Annotated in this window: 15 protein-coding genes; 11 read left to right on the forward strand and 4 right to left on the reverse strand. The window is 32.5% G+C overall.

Features of this window, described 5'->3' with window-relative positions:
* Position 1 precedes the first annotated feature (1 nt).
* The 8 genes from ACJ6WR_RS19920 (at position 2) to rclC (ending at position 5,437) form a co-directional block, all read left to right on the forward strand.
* Positions 2-1,351, forward strand: a complete 1,350-nt coding sequence (locus ACJ6WR_RS19920) for a DUF4302 domain-containing protein (RefSeq protein ID WP_409416242.1) — start codon at positions 2-4, stop codon at positions 1,349-1,351.
* Positions 1,352-1,438: 87 nt separating this feature from the next.
* Complete coding sequence (locus tag ACJ6WR_RS19925; protein WP_039114031.1) at positions 1,439-1,651, forward strand: DUF5808 domain-containing protein; 213 nt, start codon at positions 1,439-1,441, stop codon at positions 1,649-1,651.
* 199 nt (positions 1,652-1,850) lie between these two features.
* Positions 1,851-2,633 carry a hypothetical protein gene (locus ACJ6WR_RS19930; protein ID WP_409416243.1) on the forward strand — a complete coding sequence of 261 codons (783 nt, stop codon included), beginning with the start codon at positions 1,851-1,853 and terminating at the stop codon, positions 2,631-2,633.
* A gap of 282 nt (positions 2,634-2,915) precedes the next feature.
* Positions 2,916-3,158 (forward strand): hypothetical protein, encoded by a 243-nt coding sequence (locus ACJ6WR_RS19935; protein WP_409416244.1) that lies wholly within the window; start codon positions 2,916-2,918, stop codon positions 3,156-3,158.
* Positions 3,159-3,261: 103 nt separating this feature from the next.
* Complete coding sequence (locus ACJ6WR_RS19940) at positions 3,262-3,486, forward strand: hypothetical protein (RefSeq protein WP_409416245.1); 225 nt, start codon at positions 3,262-3,264, stop codon at positions 3,484-3,486.
* A gap of 107 nt (positions 3,487-3,593) precedes the next feature.
* A complete protein-coding gene (locus ACJ6WR_RS19945) occupies positions 3,594-3,941 on the forward strand; it encodes a hypothetical protein (RefSeq protein ID WP_039114036.1) in 348 nt (115 codons plus the stop codon).
* Positions 3,942-3,948: 7 nt separating this feature from the next.
* Positions 3,949-4,797, forward strand: coding sequence for a helix-turn-helix domain-containing protein (locus ACJ6WR_RS19950; RefSeq protein ID WP_409416246.1), 849 nt, complete (start codon positions 3,949-3,951; stop codon positions 4,795-4,797).
* A gap of 82 nt (positions 4,798-4,879) precedes the next feature.
* A complete protein-coding gene (gene rclC, locus ACJ6WR_RS19955; protein ID WP_409416247.1) occupies positions 4,880-5,437 on the forward strand; it encodes a reactive chlorine resistance membrane protein RclC in 558 nt (185 codons plus the stop codon).
* Between the two features lie 209 nt (positions 5,438-5,646).
* Here the strand turns inward: rclC and ACJ6WR_RS19960 are convergent, their stop codons facing one another.
* On the reverse strand, positions 5,647-6,678 hold the full coding sequence (locus ACJ6WR_RS19960; protein ID WP_409416248.1) for a helix-turn-helix domain-containing protein: 1,032 nt from the start codon (positions 6,676-6,678) through the stop codon (positions 5,647-5,649).
* A 108-nt stretch (positions 6,679-6,786) separates the two neighbouring features.
* Here ACJ6WR_RS19960 and ACJ6WR_RS19965 point away from each other — a divergent pair, with 108 nt between their 5' ends.
* From ACJ6WR_RS19965 to ACJ6WR_RS19975, 3 genes are all read left to right on the forward strand, one after another.
* Entirely contained in the window at positions 6,787-9,183 is a 2,397-nt protein-coding gene (locus tag ACJ6WR_RS19965) for a TonB-dependent receptor (RefSeq protein WP_409416249.1), read from the forward strand.
* Positions 9,184-9,209: 26 nt separating this feature from the next.
* Entirely contained in the window at positions 9,210-10,442 is a 1,233-nt protein-coding gene (locus tag ACJ6WR_RS19970) for a DUF4374 domain-containing protein (RefSeq protein ID WP_409416250.1), read from the forward strand.
* Between the two features lie 279 nt (positions 10,443-10,721).
* Positions 10,722-12,104: a PepSY-associated TM helix domain-containing protein gene (locus ACJ6WR_RS19975; protein ID WP_409416251.1), complete on the forward strand. Its 1,383-nt coding sequence runs from the start codon at positions 10,722-10,724 to the stop codon at positions 12,102-12,104.
* A gap of 455 nt (positions 12,105-12,559) precedes the next feature.
* On the opposite strand, the gene ACJ6WR_RS19980 is transcribed toward ACJ6WR_RS19975, so the two are convergent.
* Genes ACJ6WR_RS19980 through ACJ6WR_RS19990 form a run of 3 tightly spaced genes read right to left on the reverse strand, consistent with a single transcriptional unit; the run spans position 12,560 to position 17,653 of the window.
* Entirely contained in the window at positions 12,560-13,219 is a 660-nt protein-coding gene (locus ACJ6WR_RS19980) for an outer membrane beta-barrel protein (protein WP_409416252.1), read from the reverse strand.
* A 16-nt stretch (positions 13,220-13,235) separates the two neighbouring features.
* Positions 13,236-14,528: a TolC family protein gene (locus ACJ6WR_RS19985; RefSeq protein WP_409416253.1), complete on the reverse strand. Its 1,293-nt coding sequence runs from the start codon at positions 14,526-14,528 to the stop codon at positions 13,236-13,238.
* Positions 14,529-14,539: 11 nt separating this feature from the next.
* The gene (locus tag ACJ6WR_RS19990) at positions 14,540-17,653 is read right to left on the reverse strand and encodes an efflux RND transporter permease subunit (RefSeq protein WP_409416254.1); all 3,114 of its coding nucleotides are present in this window, start codon (positions 17,651-17,653) and stop codon (positions 14,540-14,542) included.
* Between the last annotated feature and the right edge of the window lie 23 nt (positions 17,654-17,676).

Below are 17,676 nucleotides of genomic sequence, written 5' to 3' on the forward strand. Positions count from 1 at the left end.
TATGAAAATAAAATATTTATATAAGTTGCTAATTGTTGCTTTTGTAGCAATTCAATTAGTTGCTTGCAGTAACGGTGATACTGAGGAAAAGTTTGATCAAACACCTACTGCAAGAACAAATGCTCAGTCTAAAAAATTAGATGAGTTATTGCTGGCATCAGAGTATGGATGGAAAGCCGTTTATTTTACTGATAATACACAATTAGGAGGATATACACATTTATTTAAATTCTCTCCTGGAGGGAAAGTAACAATGGCATCAGATTTTGACAGTGATACAAAAAAGTATGATAGTCAATACGAGATTCAATTAGGGAGTACTGTAAGTGTAGTTTTTACTACTGCTAACAGAATACACCTTTTATCTGACTCAAGATCATACCCAACGGAAGATTTGAAAGGTCAAGGATATCTGGGTGATTTTCAGTTTTTATTTTATGGAGAAGATAAAGGAGATATTATCTTTAGAACCAACAGAAAGTCTATAGAATTACGTTTTGTAAAAGCTACTGCTGCCGATTGGGATAACTTACCACAAAATACAATAATGGAGCAGAATGTAATTGGAGCAAATACACGACCACTTTTTAGATTATTAGAAACAAATGATGGAACAACTGTACGTCAGTTTGATTTTAATTTTGATGATGCGACTCGTTTTGCCACTGCTGATCCTATTACAGCTGGTTTTTCTGAAAGTTATAATGTAGGTGTTGGTTATTCTGCAACAGGAATGATAGTAAGCCCTGCTATTGTAGTTAAAGATCAAGCTTTGTCTGAATTTGTTTATAATGATGCGGATGGTAGCTTTACAGCAACTGGAACAAATGGGGTATCTGCTACTATTAAGTACACTACAAAACCGTTAGTTTTAACAGATGATTATAAAATCATTTTAGATGGACAACCAGCAACAGCATTTGGATACATTGCACAGTATTTGAGTAATACGGCTGGAAATTCTCTTTTATGTAAAACATTATTGAATGAAATTAATGCTAGTTTACCTGCAGCACAAAAGGTTAACAGAGTTCAATTTCAATTTAATGATGCAGGAAGTACGTATATAGTATATACATTCACAGGAGGAAAAGCAACACTATATCATAATGTAGAAGTTGTTGAGGATGCCGTAAATAAAACAATTGTCCTTAAACATATTTCTTGGCAAACTGCAACTGCACTTATTGCTGAGCCAGTATTATTAAAGAAATTTGATCAGGAACTAACAAATCCAAAAGGTTTATACTTTAAAAAAGAAACTTATAAACTAGGAGGAGTACCTAATAATGTTTATACTTTTACTTCAGCTGCTAGTAATTTCAGATTAGCAACATATGCTTTTCAATAGTTAAATGCAAAAAATAATTTTACAAAAGGGCTGTCATAAAAAGATAGTCCTTTTGTTTTTTTTAATGTATAACAAAAAGTAAAATTTATGGAACCAAGTAAAGAGACCAAAGATAAGTGGCATCAAGATCCATCAAATTGGATTTGGGGAATTTTTTATTTTAATAAAGAAGACAAAAGAATACTTCCTCCAAAGAGAATAAAACAATTAGGCTGGACAATAAATTTTGCAAATCCAAATTCAGTTTTCTTTTTGTTAATCTTACTTGTAGTGATTTATATTTTATCAAAATATCATTAAATAATAATTAAAATAGAAAGTGAAATTTTATGAATAATTCAATATTTATTTTATCAATTTTGGTTGTGTTAATAGGATTAGGATATCGGTTCAAGAACAAAAAGAATTAAAAGAGGTACAGTTTAAAACAGCATAAAAAACAAGTTTATTATTATAGATATTATTATATTTTTGTGCCAAATTTAAAACCCCAAAACCAATGAAAAAACTTTTACTTTTATTTTGTGCTGCAAGTTTAGTATTTACTTCTTGCTCTAGTGATACTGATGACAATGCTGCTTCTATCATTTCTGACGTTCCTGTCATTCCTATCCTTCCTACCGTTGAAACTGTTATTTTACCTAAAACAGAAAAGTATACATATGCATCTCATCCAGAAGAAAATTCGACGACTACCTATACTTATGATGAAAATAAAATTGTGAGTCTTGTAGCTGATGGAGGTCATAAAACTTTATTTACCTACACAGGGAATTTAATTACCAAAACCGAATATTATGAAGAAAATGTATTGCTTACAACTACGGTTTTTACTTATGAAAACAATAAATTAAAATCGTATCTGGAAACTCCATCTGGTAATTCTTCTAAGAGAAGAAAAGATTATACTTATAATGCAAATGGAACAATTTCGACTGCTACTTTTTTAATTTCGACTGCTCAAGTAGAAACATTAGATTCTTCGAGCATATTTACTTTAGACGCTAGTGGTAATATAGTTAAGGTAGAATTTAATGATAGTATCAATTTATTTGAGTATGATACTAAAAATAGTCCGTTTAAAAATATTTTAGGATATGCACAGTTATTAGATTCTGAAGCTTTTGATCAGGAAGCTAATACAGTAAATAATTTTACTAAACTAATAGAAAAAGAAGGAGACGTAATTGTAGGAACTCATACTTATGAGAACACTTATGATACAAACAATTTCTTGACGAAAAAAGTTAGTAATGGAGAAACTTATGAATATACGTACTAGTATAGAATCTCTAAGTTTAGTTCCTAAAAGAAAATAGCGAATTAATATAATATAAGTTAATTTCCCAAAAAAGCAGCAAGCGTAAGTTTGCTGCTTTTTTTTGTTTATAGGTATTTCTTGTCGCAAAAAAAGTTAGTTTTTTTTAATTGTTTTATTAGATAATTTACATAAAAAAAGTGTTTCAGTTTAAAAGTAATTTCTTATATTTAATTACTTAAAAGTCTAAAAATCAATGGACTTAAAATGATTGATCAATCTAAAAATTTTATAATTTAAGTTACTATGTTAAAAACAATTTTGAATTTAAATGAAGTAGAATTACTAAGTAAAAATCAACAAAAAAATATTGTCGGAAAAGGACAAAGAGGGTCGGGAAATACTCCTAGATGTTCAGATGGTAATTGGGCACCTCCAGGAGCTAATCCTGCATATTACCCTAATTATCCATGTGCAGATATTGCTGAACCAGTAACAGAACCTTGTTTTCCTACATTTCATGCAGACGGTACCGTAACTGAATGCTAAATAAATAGGATTCTCTATATTAAAAAGTCTAAAAATCAATGGACTCAAAATGATTGATAAATCTAAAAATTTTATAATTTAAGTTACTATGTTAAAAACAATTTTGAATTTAAATGGGGTAGAATTACTAAGTAAAGATCAACAAAAAAACACAATTGGTAAAGGTTATAATGGCCCGATATCTGTACCTAGATGTTCTGATGGTGACTGGGCGCCTTCAGGTCCAGGTGTTAATCCTTATGACTATCCTAATTATCCATGTATTGGTCCTCAAGAAAGACCTTGCCTACCAACACTTTTAGAGGATGGAAGTGTAGTTGGGTGCTAATAAATATTGAAAAAAGATAAAAAAGCCGTTTCTTAATTTGAAACGGTTTTTTAGTTTTAATATCATTTTCTCATCATAAATTAAAAAAAATATTTACACAATACATTATGATTCCTAACTTTGATAAAGACGTTTTAGATAAGATAGAAAAGATAATTGGTATCCCTTTTATATCAGATTCTTATGCTATAGGAGCAGTATGTTTTGCAAATAATGATGAAGTTCGACCTGAATTTAGAGAAAGTTTTAATACATTTCATGTGCTGGATTATATCAATGCCGTGATTTGTAAATATGGAGATAAAACTAATTTTTATAAGATTCCATATCCCGAAGATTCAACTTCTTTTTGGGAATTAGTTGCAATTGGTGCCAAGCTTCGTAAAAATGATTCAGTAGATAAAACTAGAAATGAAAACTATTTTAAGATAAAATGGTACAGCAAGAATAAATAGAAAATTAATGATAGATAATGAATTTGACCATGAAAATTGTACCGTTCAGGAATGCGATACAGATTATATTAACCTGAATGGAAGTTCACCAATGTACAGTATTTTTCTATTGGAAGGCAATGGAAAAGTTAGCGTAGATTTGGTAGAATACACTTTTGAAGGTAAAATTATACTGTTTACAACACCATACCAAATCATTCATTTTGACATAAAAAAGCCAATTAAAACCAGAAGATTACAATTTCATGGTGATTTTTATTGTATAGAATATCATAAAAAAGAGGTTGCCTGTAACGGACTTTTATTCAATAATATTTATCAGAAACCTTATGTAAATCTTGCGACTGAAGAGTATATTGAGTTGGATTATATTTTAGGAAAACTAATTATAGAACTTGAAAACACTAGTAGTTATGCTATGGCAGTTGTACGTTCTTATTTGCAATTAATATTAGCATTATGTAGCAAAATAAAATCAGAAGATAATCTTGTTCACGAAGAAAAGAGCATACATCACCCATTAATTCAGTTTAAAGATTTATTAGAAAACAACTTTCGTAAAGAAAGACAACCCTCTTTTTATGCTACGCAAATGGGAATTTCGCCCAATAATTTTTCGAAATTAAGTAAGCATTATTTTCTAAAAACACCATCTACATTAATTCAGGAAAGAGTTATACTTGAGGCAAAAAAGTTAATTCATCTTAGTTATAAAAGCATGAAACAAATTGCAGCTGAATTAAATTTCGATGATGAAAATTACTTTAGTCGTTATTTTAAAAAGCATACAGGGATTACACCAACTGCATTTCGAGAAAATGTTGGTATATCTATCGTTGCAGATTCGTCTAGGTAATAGCCATATTTGTCCATTGTGAGCAGATCATAGAGTAGTTAATTTTGGCATTTAAATGTAAATATCATTAACAAATAAAAGTATGAACATATTATCGACGTTATCAAATCTACAAAATCAGTTTTTTAATTTAATGCGAATAGCCATTTTTATTGTAATGGTGTGGATTGGCGGACTTAAAGCTTTTAAATATGAAGCAGATGGAATTGTACCTTTTGTTGCAAATAGCCCATTAATGAGTTTCTTTTATAACAATCCGAGTGAGTATAAAGATCACAAAAATAAAGAAGGTGAAGTTGTTCAGGAAAATATCAAATGGCATAATGAGAACGGTACTTATGTTTTTTCGTACATATTGGGTACAGTAATTATAATTATAGGATTGCTAACCTTATTTGGAATTTTTAATGCTCGTATAGGACTTGTAGGAGGAATTCTTACTGCTGGTATGGCATTGGTTACGCTAACTTTTTTAATTACAACACCCGAAACTTGGGTTCCTGATTTGGGTAGTTCTACACATGGATTTCCTTATTTATCAGGAGCAGGACGATTGGTTATTAAAGATGTTATCATGATGGCTGGTGGATTATTATGTGCATCCGATTGTGCGAAAAGAATAATTACTCAAAGTAAATAATTGCTTTCTAAAAGATTCAATTTTCTTTCCTAAAAACTTTGCAAAAGGAACACGGATAATACTGATTTACAAAAGTAAAGACGCGGATTAAAACGGATTTTTTAACTATTGAAAAAAAACCGTTTTAATCCGCGTTTTCGCTTTAGCGAATCCGTGTCATCCGCGTCCTATCATAGACAATCTATGGCAAATAAATGCAGTAATTACTATTAACCAAGCAATAAAAAACTTGTTATCCAAGCATTAATACTGCTCCAATTAATCTTAAATTTTTGAGGAGAAAAACCATAGAAAGATTTAAAAGCAGCCGAGAAATGCGATACATCTTTATAACCACATTTGTAAGCTACTTCGCTAACACTTATAGATTTAGATTTGAATAATTCTTTGGCATGTTTCATCCTAAGTTCGATAATATAACTTTTTACAGTAGTTCCAAAACACGCTTTAAATCCTTTTTTTAACTTGAATTCATTAAGAGAAATCATCCTGGAAAGTTCAGGAAGAGAAGGGGCGTGAACATAATCTTTATCCAAGATTAATTTAGCTTCTTGTAGTTTGATATAATCCTCCTCATCTATTAAATCGTTAGGAATTGTTTTTTCAATAAGAGATTCCAATTGTAAAATTAATAGTTCTTTAATTTTAGTTTCGACATACATCCTTTTTAAAGCACCTTGGCGATTGCAATTTTTAATTTCGTGGATTACCCATTGTATTGATGATGTAAAAGGAATATATCTTGAAGTTAAATAACTCGATTTCTTTAAGAGAATATTCTTGGAGAATTTTTGATGAAGTTCCCAGTCTTCATTGATAATATTGTAATAAAAATCTTTTGATAAGATGATAGAAAAGTAATTTATTTGCTCAAATGGCGGAATTTTAAAAGTGGCTTTATAATTTGAAGTATAGAAAATATTATGGGTATTTTCCCGCGAATATTTTTCAGTTTCTAGTTGGTCAATATAAGTTTCGACATTATTGCAACATATAAAATTCATCACAATGGATTCACAAGTAATCTCAAATAATACCGTTTGTGGTTCCGAGAAATACATCTGAGTATCAATAATCACAAGACCATCGGTTATCAAATGATGACTTTTTATTTCTTCTAAAGTTTCATTTTTTATAAATATGTTTTCGTCTGCCAAGTGACTTTTTGGGTCGTAGCCATCATGAACTGCAATAGAAATTATTGGACGCTCATGACTCAGAAGTTTCGATTTAATTTTCAAAATAATAATCCGTTTTTACAAAATAATAATCCGTTTTTCCCTATATAAAAAGGAGGCGTTCGTGGTACTTTTGTCGCAAAGTTATTTATAATTAGTCTAAGTAAACATATGTCAACTCATAAATTTTCAATTTTAAGTATATTTTTTTTAGTATCCTTCTTTTCATTTGCCCAACAAAATAAGGGGATAGCCGTCTCAGGACAGATTTCGGAGAGTTCAGGGCAGAGTATTCCATTTGCAACAGTAAGTTTAGAAAAAACAGATTTTATCATTATGTCCGATGAAAACGGAAAATATAATTTTAAAAATGTTGCAGCAGGAAATTATGTTTTAAAAGTTTCCGCAATAGGGTTCTCCACTTCAAAAAAACACATCGAAGTTAAGGGGACAAGCGAGATAATTTTCTCTGTTCGTTTAGAAAGTGAATTAAACGAATTAGAAAATATAACAGTAATGGGACGTACCCAAACGGAGAAAATAAATAAACAATCCTATAGCGTAACAGCAATCGATGCTAAAAAGCTGCATAATTCGACACTAGATTTGTCACATGCTTTAGATAGAGTTTCTGGTGTTCGTGTTCGTGAATCGGGTGGAGTAGGTTCTAAATCAGAGCTTTCTATTAATGGGTTTTCAGGGAATCAGATAAAAGTTTTTATTGATGGAGTACCGATGGATAATTTTGGATCATCGTTTCAACTGAATAATATTCCTGTAAATCTTGCCGATAGAATAGAGGTTTACAAAGGGGTTGTGCCTATTTGGTTAGGTGGTGATGCACTTGGAGGAGCCATTAATATTGTTACCAATTCTAAACCTCGTACTTATCTTGATGCTTCTTATTCTTTTGGATCATTTAACACACATCGTACGACAGTAAATGCTGGATATACTGCCAAGAGTGGTTTTACTACCGAAATAAATGCTTTTCAGAATTACTCAGATAATAATTATTGGGTAAATGTAGAAGCCGCAGATTTAAATACGGGGGCCTATTTTCCAAATGCTCGTGTAAGAAGATTTCATGATAAATACTGTAATGAAACCGTAATACTGAATGTAGGTATAACTGGAAAAAAATATGCAGATAAATTATTATTTGGTTTTACAGCAGGTCAAAATAAAGCAGATATACAAACAGGAGCCCGTATGACTAGTGTATTTGGTCAAGTGTATGGTAAAGGAAATATCTTGATGCCAACTGTTAAATATCAGGTAAAAGATTTCTTTACAAAAGGGTTAGATGTTAGTGTTACAGGTAATTTTAATTTTGGAGAAGAACAAAATGTTGATACGGTTTTTCGAAGATATAATTGGTTTGGAGATTATTTAGTAGTACCTGGTTTAGGAGGAGAGCGAGGCCGTACGTTACGTAAGTTCAAAAACAATAATGGAATCGCTACAGCAAATTTCACTTACCATTTAAACGAAAGACATTCGTTTATGCTGAACAACACTTTTAACACCTTTAATCGTAAAGAAAGTGATGAGTTGGTTCCTGAATCGCTACTATATCAGCAACCGAAGAAATCTCAAAAAAATATTATAGGAGCAGGTTATAAATTTGATTATAACGAAAAATGGAGTACTTCGGTATTTGTTAAAAATTATTCTTTGAGAAATACCTATTCAGAGAGTTATAACCCTTCGGGGAATTGGGGGGATATTGCCTATATAGAGCATGCAGATAATAAAAACTTGTTTGGATATGGTGCTTCAAGCAGTTATTACTTAAAGCAGAATTTACAGATAAAAGGATCTTTCGAAAAAAGTTACAGATTGCCAACTCCTGATGAATTATTCGGAAATGTTAATGATAATGTGGCAGGGAATAGCAGACTTAAGCCAGAAACGAGTAATAATTTTAATGTAGGATTAAGTTATCAAACAAGCTTCAAGAAAGTCAATGCAATGACATTTGATGTGAATTTTTTATATCGTGATGCAACCGATTTTATTCGTTCAGAAATGTATTTAAATCAAATGATGGCTACTAGCGTTAACCAAAAAGGCGTTACAAATTATGGTATAGATGGTGAGGTGCGATATTCTTATAAAAATAGATTTACTGCTGGCGTGAACATGACGTATCAAAATATTCGTAATATGACACAATATGAGCCAGGCAAAAATGTTGAATCAGCATATTATAAAGACAGAGTTCCTAATATTCCTTATCTTTTTGGTAATGCCGATGCTTCCGTTTTCTTTTATGACTTCATAAAAAAGGGAAATAATTTATCTATTGGTTATAATTTTTTATACGTACACACTTATTATTTGTCATGGCCAAGTCAAGGTACCAAGGATGGTAAACTGGATATACCGCAACAATTTAATCATGATTTAAATGCAGTATACACTTTTGCAGATGGTAAATATAATATTGCTTTAGAATGTAAAAATGTATTAGATAATAAGCTTTACGACAACTTTTCGCTGCAAAAACCAAGTCGTTCATTCAATATAAAATTCAGGTATTTCTTTACCAAATCAAATAAATAATTCAAATAAATCAAACAATAATCATTATGAAAAAAACTAGCACATTAGCGATATTCGCAGCTTTATTAGCTTTTACTTCATTTTCTTGTAGCAGTGACTCTAGCTCTCCAGATGGTGGAACACCAAGCACAGGAACAGAAAAAACAAAATATATCATTACAGCAACTACAGGGGCAGAAGGAATTGCTGATTATTTATTAACTACAGATGATATTACTAAAGGATCTATTACAACAACTGGTAACGGATTAGAGCAAGATGGTTCGTACCGTTTTTATATTACAAATCAGAATAAATTTTTTAGTTTACTTTATGGACAGGGAAATCCTGGAGCAGTTACTACTTATGCATTGACAGCTGAAGGTAAATTGACTAAAACATCTAACTTTCAAGCTGAAACAGTACAGGTTTTTGCAGCAGTAAACAAAGAAATTTTAACAATAAAAATACCAAGAAGAGGTGCGTCATCTATAGCATCTATGTATAGAATTGATGCAACATCATCACTTATCGTGGGTGGAGCACAACAAGATATCAAAAAACTGGCTAAAAACGGAGAAAGAGCACATTATACGTGGGCAACACAGGTAGGAGATAAGGTATATATGCCTTATATGAGTATTAAAGGAGACGAGGTAGATACCTTTGGAACTAAATATCCTGATAGTACATGGGTTGCCGTATATAACTACCCAGAATTAAAATTAGAAAAAGTAATCAAAGATAACCGTACAAGTTATTTAGGAGATTATTTTTCAAATGGATTAATTCAGGATGAAAATGGAGATGCATACGGTTTTTCTAGTGCAGTTGCAACAAGTAATAGTGTTATAACTTCGACTAAACCATCTGCGGTATTGAAAATTAAAAAAGGAACTACAGAATTTGATCAATCTTACTTCTTTAATATAGAAGAAAAATCTGGTGGACATAAAATTTCTTCAAGCAGTTATATCGGTAAAGGAAAAGTGTTGTTACAAATGTATGGTAATGCTGGTAAAAATTACGGAGTGGCTAAATTGGCTGTAGCCGATGTGTACGCTCAAACTTTTAAGTGGGTTACTAATGGGCCTGAGGTAATTAAATCAACTACTACAAATTATAATATTACTACAGAAGATAATAACTCTTTAATATTAGGAATTAATACACCAGACGGTAACTGGATTTATACAATTAATGGTTCAACAGGAGTTGCTACTAAAGGTATGAAAGTTGAAGGTGGAGAAATTACAGCTATTGCTAAATTAAAATATTAATGTGATTAAAAATGCCGTTTCATTTTTGAAACGGCATTTTATAAATTTAGTAAACAACATAAAACTTGTTTACTAATCCTTAGTAAGCTCTGTAAGTATAGGCGTATAAAGATAATTTAAGTGATAAATTATTGCTATTCTGATATGAAAATTATTTATAATTAGTCTTATTAAATAAAAGTAAATTTATAAATTTGCGTTTTCAGGATGTTATTTTGCTAACCTTTTGCCTTTAGAGCTTATGGTTATTATTACATAATTTTTATAGATTTCAAAAACATGTCTACCACTACTCAAAAAAAGAAAAAAAGTAAAAAGTCACTTTTCAAACGCACTGCAGCCTGGCTGCATTTGTGGTTAGGATTAGGATCTGGTATCATTGTAGTTATTGTGAGTCTTACTGGCTGCATGTACGTTTTTGAGCATGAAATAAAAGATTTTATAGAAGATTGGCGTTTTGTTACTCCTCAGGAAAAAGCCTATTTGTTGCCATCGCAACTTATAAGTATTGCCGATAAGGAAATGAAAGGCAAAAAAGCCACTAGTGTTACTTTTGGAGAAAAAGACGAAGCAGCAATTGTTGGATATTTTGTTGCTAAAAAAGAAAAGAAAGAAGATAATAAAGGTAAGGAAGAAGAAGCACAAAAAGAGAAAAAACAAGCAAAAGCTGGTAATCTGGCTTCAAATGAGAAGCCTAAAGATAAAGAACCAAAACGTAAAAAAAGACGAAGCGGTACGACTTTTAATGTGTATATGAATCCTTATACAGGACAAGTTCTTAATGTTAAAGCATTTTCTAGAGAAGACCCCGATTTTTTTAGATTTATGCTTAATGGGCACCGTGCTTTATGGTTGCCTTATGATATTGGTCGTCCTATTGTAGGAGTTGCTATTTTAATATTCGTTGTAATATTAATTACTGGAATAGTTTTATGGTGGCCAACAAAATGGATTAAATCGATCCGTGATAAGAGTTTCAAAATTAAATGGGCGGCTAGTTTTAAACGTGTAAATTATGATATGCATAATGTACTTGGTTTTTACAGTATGTTTTTTCTATTATTTATTTCATTAACAGGTTTAGTTTGGAGCTTTGGCTGGTTTAGTAAATCTTTATATTGGGTAACTTCTGGAGGAAAACCATTAGTAGAAAATAGAGAATCACCTAAATCAGATACAACAAACGTTAAAGCATTTCATGTTGCTACAGTAGATAAAGTAATGCTTAAATTAGCAAAAGAAAGTCCTCAGGCAGCTGGGATTTTAATATCAATGCCCGAAAAACCATCAGATCCTATTGGAGCTTTTGTCTACAAAAAAAGTCATACGTTTTATAATATGGATCGCTATAGTTTCGATCAGCAATCACTCAAAGACATTACAATCAAAACCCCTTTTTCTGGAAAGTATGAAGATGCCAGCGTTCCAGATAAAATACGCCGAATGAATTATGATATTCACGTAGGAGCAGTCTTGGGACTTACAGGAAAAATTTTAGCTTTTTTCGCAAGTTTAATTTCTGCCAGTTTACCTATTACAGGATTTTTAATTTGGTGGGGAAAACAAAAATTCAGCAAAAAAGTAAAAACAGCTCCAGCACCCAAAGTAGCTTCCAGAGCCGTGAAAGCTCCTAAAGAACTAGAAGAAGAAATGTCATTTTAGATAAAATATTTTTTTACCATTAAGGGATTAAGAAAATTAGGTTTCATTATGAACAAGTCCCAACGGGACGTTATATTTATAGAAAATCCCCAATATTGTCATTTCGACAAAGGAGAAATCTCCGCAAGAAACTCGACAAAGATTTTGGAGATTCTTCGTTCCTCAGAAAGACAAGTTTGTGGTGAAAAAAACTAACCATTAAGACATTAAGTTCCATTAAGGACAAAACTTAACTTTTCTTAATCCCTTAATGGTAAAAAATATTTTTTAATCCTTTTTAATCTGTGGCAAAAAAAATTAACCGCAAAGGACGCAAAGATTTTAATCTTTAATATCTATTGAAGACGCACTGCGGTGCGCCTCTACAGAAAACCTATGAACCTTTTTTATTCGCAATACAAGAAACCTTTGAACCTTTGCCTCTCAGAACCTTAGTGCCTCAGAGTCTTAGTAACTTAATAAAAGCTATATCCTATCATAACAAAAAAACTTTCATTATAAATTTTCAACTGTTGTTTGGTATTCGCATTTTCTATTATTGGCACAAAGCCACGAATAAATCTTCCGCCAATATTAATTCCATTTTTGAATTCGTAATTTAAACCTGCAACAAATCCGGCATCCATTTTCTGACTATAATTACTAGAAGCTTCGCCAGAACCATAAATCGATTTATCGGTATATAGGTTTCCATCGGCATCTTTACGTTGTATGGAAGCATTTAATAAAACGGCCAGATATGGTCCTGTATAGACTTGTAATCCTTTGTAATATAAAGTTGGACTAACTGGGAATATATCAATATACTGACGTTTAAATTTACTTGAGAATTCAGGGTTTATTCCATCATCGATTTTGATAGACATTATTCGCTGGCTGTAAAATAATTCGTGTTTTAGTCCGAAGTATTTAGATGTTTTATTGTCGAGCGTAATCCCGATTGATTGTCCGATTAAACTTTTCTGAGATCCATCATTAGATAAACTATCAACATCTCTACCTGTTAATGATGTCCAGTTTATACCACCACTTATTCCAAAGGTGATACCATCTTGTTGCGCGCTAATTTTGAGTATAAAAAAAAGCATGATGCAAATTGTATATGTATTTTTCATTGTTATCAGTATTATTTTAAAAATTAATATCCCAAATACCAGCTGCTTTTTCTAGTTCAACCAGTGCTGCAGCATAATTATATAGAGTTTCATAATAATTAAGTTGAGTTTCATTATAGGTTCGTTGCGCATTTAATACCTCGAGTAAACTGGTTTCTCCGCGTTTGTAGCTATAAACCTTTCCATCGAGCAAACGTTGTGCATCGGCCAATAAACCAGTATTAAATTGGTGTACTTGTTTTTGTGTAGTGAGATAATTAAACCATGCTTTTCGTACTTCTATCTGGATTTGTAATTCCGTTTGTTTGTACAATATATCGGCTTGTTGCACACTATATTCAGCTGCTTTTAATTCGCCTTTATTTCGATTAGAAAATTTAAGAGGAATAGAAATACCTCCAGAAACCGCCGAAGAAGATGGAGTAGGAGCAACACTATTTGTTACTACAGAAGCACTTTCTACTCCCATATTTAATCCTAAATGCAGAACTCTATTTGCCTTGGCTAATTTTAAAATATCCTGTGATACATTTTTATTTTTAAGTGCAGCCAATAAATCAGCTCGATTGTTTTCGGCAGAAATTATAAGTTCATTCAAATCAAATAAGCGATCGAATTTTGTTAAATCCCCAATAGGCGAATACAAAGTATCTGCTTTTTGATTACCTACCAAAGTTCCTAGTTCTAATAGAGTAGTTTTCCAATCGGCTTCACTTTGGTACACTTCATTCAGCATCGTATTGGCTTCTAGTTTACTTTGGCGTGCATCAATTTCGGTTATGCTACCCAATTTAAACCGAATACTATCGGCTACAGCTATATTTTTAAGAATTGTATAAGAGTTTAATTGTACCTTAAATATTTCCTTTTGCTTTAAGCTGGTTAAATAATTTAAAGTTGCATCGGCACGTAGGTTACGAAAATAATCTTCTAATAAAGCTTTTGTTAGTTCGCTAGTACTTTTTGCTATATTTATTCGGGCTTTTCGTTTTCCGCCAAGTTCCAATGTCCAACTTAATTCAGTCGAAAAACCATAGCCCATTTGCATTCTGCGTTGTCCATTATCACTAGCTCCAATAGCGAGTTCAGGATCAGGAAATACTTTTGAAGCTTCTACATTAGCTTCAGCTATATTCATATTAAATTTTTCGGCTGCATATCCTAAATTATTCTTATTTACTAAGGATAAGAAATCAGGATAATTCATTTTTACTTGTGTAAATGTGGTATCAATTTGGGCATTTATTACTGCCGAAATATTCAGCAGTAACAAAAGAAATACCCATTTATGTTTTATATTTTTAATCATAATGTATCGTTTTATTGATTATCGATTTGATGTTGTAGTGCTTCGTTTTCAGTATCAAATTTTTTCTCGATGAGATAATAAAGAGAAGGTAAAACGAATAGTGTCAGTATTGTAGAGAACATCAGTCCGTAAACAATTACCGTTGCAAGAGGTCGCTGTACATCGCTGCCTATACCAGTTGCTAATGAAGCAGGTAATAATCCTAATACGGCAACAGTTGCAGTCATTAATACAGGACGAAAGCGTTGTTTAGCACCATTTGTTACGGCACTTAGTAAATCCATTCCGTTTTTACGAAGCTGATTAATATGCGAAATCATGATGACTCCGTTTTGTATTGCAACCCCAAATAAGGCTATAAAACCTACTGCAGATGATACATTGAGCGTCATGCCACGAACATTAAGTGCCAGCATTCCTCCAAATAATGCCAGCGGAACGATACTCATTAGTAATCCTGCCTGACGGAATTTTCCGAATGCACCGTATAATAATACAAACATTAGTGCCAAAGCCAGCGGAACTATTATTGCCAAATGGCTATAGGCACGTTCTTGATTTTCAAATTGACCGCCCCATTTTATTTTAAATTGCTCATGGTCGTATTTTACATTTTGTTCAATTTTAGCTTGTGCTTCTTTAAGAAAAGAACTTAAATCGGCTCCTCTTAAGTTTAACCGAACCGTAAGATGGCGTTTGTTCATTTCTCTGGCAATGGTACTTTCTCCAGTATTGAGTTTGATATCGCATACTTGAGATAATGGAATTTTTATGCCTTCGGAATTTGTCAACATTAGGTTTCCTATTTTTTCAGGATTATTGCGACTTTCTTCATTGTATCTCGTTATAATATCATAAACTTTATTGCCTACAAAAATTTGCGAAACAGCTTTTCCTCCCATTGCAACTTCAATCAATTCCGATACATCATCTACGTTCAATCCGTATTGAGCGATTTTCTGACGGTCGGCAATAACTTGAATTTGTGGCAATGGAGGTTCTTGATCTATGGCAAGATCTACAGCGCCTTTTACATCTTTTAGGGTTTTAATAATATCCTCGGCAATTCGGCGGGTTTCTTTATAATCTTCCCCATATATTTTTACGACCAATTCGCTATGCGCTCCGGAGATTTTATCCATTACGCCATCAATCATAGGTTGCGAAAAACCAACATTATATCCAGGCATTGTAGCATATTCAGCAGCAAGTTCTTTGATTAAATCGGCTTTAGTCTTACCCGATTTCCACTGACTATAAGGCTTTAAGCCAATACTGCATTCGTAATGAGAAGGCGTCCATGCATCGGTTCCATCATCATTGCGTCCTGCCTGAACCATCATATAAGTTACTTCATCATGTTTTAAAGTCCGATGGCGAAGTGTATCACTCATTTCTTTCGATTTCTCTAAAGTATTACCTGGAGGTAACGAAACCTGTAACCAGATTGACCCTTCATCCAGTGGAGGTAAAAAATCTTTTCCGACCATTACAGTAAGAATAAAAGCAAGGAATAATACACCAATTAAAGGAGCAAATACCTTTTTTGGAGCCTTCATTATTTTTAGAATTCTGTTATGATAGGAATTAGTCAGTTTATCCAACCACTTATTATGATACATTTTTTGTGGTTTGCGATAAATAAAATAAGCCAGTCCCGGAATAAGTAATAATGCCACCAATAATGCTCCAAAAAGAGCATAGCCAACAGTAAATGCCATTGGTGTGAATAGTTTTTTCTCGACACGCTCAAAAGCAAATAATGGTAAGTAAGCAGTAATGATAATTAAGGTGGCAAAAAAGATAGGACGAGCGACGCTTTTTACTCTCTCGGCAATGCTTTTTTCTGTGAGTTCTTCGGCTTCATTATCTTCTCGTTTTTTCAGAATAGTTTCCATCATTACAATTGCGCCATCTACAATAATTCCAAAATCTATTGCTCCCAATGAAAGTAAATTGGCAGGAATGTTGGTTAATTTCATTAAGATAAATGCAATCAACAGCGAAATAGGAATTGTAATCGCGACTAATAATGCGCCTCTCCAACTACCCAGAAAAACGATTAATACAATAATTACCAGTAACATCCCTTCCAGTAAAGTATGAGAAACGGTTGTAAGTGTTGTATCAACCAAATCGGTTCTGTCTAAAAAAGCATGAATCTGAACACCTTCGGGAAGGTAATTTTTGTTTAAATCATCAACTGCTTCGTTTACACCTTTTAAAACTACCGATGGGTTTTGGTTTTTTAGCAAAAGCACAATTCCTTCAATATTATCCGAATAATCTGTACCACGTTTGTCTGTATATCCCAATGCGCCTTTGCGCTCCAGATTTCCGTATTTTAATGTGCCAATATCGTTTAAATAGATAGGAACACCATTTACCGATTTTACTACAATACGACCAATATCATCCAGATTTTTTACCAAACCTATTCCGCGTACCACATACGATTGATCTCCGCGATTAATGACGCTTCCGCCAACATTGGCATTATTCTTTTCGATAGTTTCGGTTACTTCACTTAGTGATAAACCGTATTGTTCTATTTTGCGAGGATCAAGTTCAACTTGATATTGAGTTGTGATTCCTCCAAAATTGGTAACATCGGCAACACCCGAAACTTGCTTGATACGAGGAATAATGGTGTATTCTTGTAATTCACTTAATTCTCGTAAATCATGGCTTTTGCTTTCGATGATATAGCGGTAAATCTCGCCAGTAGGAGATGTAAGCGGGTCTAAACCGGGTGTTGCTCCATAAGGTAATTCGACGTCGTTTAAGCGTTCCTGAATTCTTGTTCGGGCAAAGTAATCTTCGACACCATCATCAAAAACAATGGTTACCATAGATAAACCAAAAGTGCTTTTGCTTCGCATAACATGCATTCCGGGCAAACCATTTATAGCACGTTCTATCGGAATTGTAATTTGCTGTTCTATTTCTTCCGCAGCCAATCCTGGAACTTGTGTTACGACTTGCGAGGTTACATCGCCAATGTCTGGGTAAGCCTCCACCGAAAGTTGTGTCCATGAATAATACCCAAATAAGGATAGGAGTAAAAATAACGCTAGAATTAGCCAGCGTTTTGCTATTGTTGTTTCAAATATATTTTTTTTCATTTTTTTTATTATAAGGTTCAAAG

Origin of the sequence: Flavobacterium sp. PS2, assembly GCF_046250155.1 — a bacterium.
Taxonomy (GTDB): domain Bacteria; phylum Bacteroidota; class Bacteroidia; order Flavobacteriales; family Flavobacteriaceae; genus Flavobacterium.